Annotated in this window: 1 protein-coding gene; it reads right to left on the reverse strand. The window is 44.7% G+C overall.

Annotated elements, in window-relative coordinates; all coding sequences use genetic code 11:
• Positions 1-532: hypothetical protein (locus tag J7439_RS25955; RefSeq protein ID WP_209204946.1), on the reverse strand; the 532-nt coding region annotated here is incomplete at its 3' end.
• Positions 533-575: the final 43 nt, after the last annotated feature.

Here is a 575-nt window from a genome sequence, read left to right on the forward strand (position 1 = left end):
CCCAAGGGAGTGTCGTGCTTGCAGGAGGTTGTTGCAGAGCGATGGCTGTTACTACGGGTGTTTTTGTTGCCTCAATCTGTACCAACTTTTCAGCTACTGCAGTTTTAACGAGTTCAGGAACAACACCATCATTATCATTTCGGATAACCGGGCTGAGCGCCTTACATAAACTTGTGGTTAACTGGCCGTTGCTGGCATAGTGTTCCAGAGATGACCAGACCACTGGCTTTAATGGTTTGTTGTATTTGATGATATTGATGATCATAGAAGGTGACAGCAGAAATGTTACTTTTTCAGGCTTGGCTTTCCTGGTCTCTTTGGTTCTTGCTTTCATTTGGGGTAGTTTAGTCTCAAGCCTTATCGCATAGAGAGGCCGCTTGTCCTGAGGCTTTTCATACCATTGTTCTGTGAATTCAGTTGCCTTGAAAAAGGCGGTCAACTGTTCCAGTGTCCAGTTCTTTATAACAAGGCCGGTATCCGTGAGGGTAAAATCCGGTTTTTGGAGTACAACCGGTTCACCATCGGGTGGCATGACAGTAAGCTTTTGATTCCTGAATTGATACTCTGTTTGTTTA

The sequence above is a fragment of the Salinisphaera sp. G21_0 genome, assembly GCF_017744115.1.
In the GTDB taxonomy this organism is placed as follows: Bacteria; Pseudomonadota; Gammaproteobacteria; order Pseudomonadales; family Endozoicomonadaceae; genus Endozoicomonas.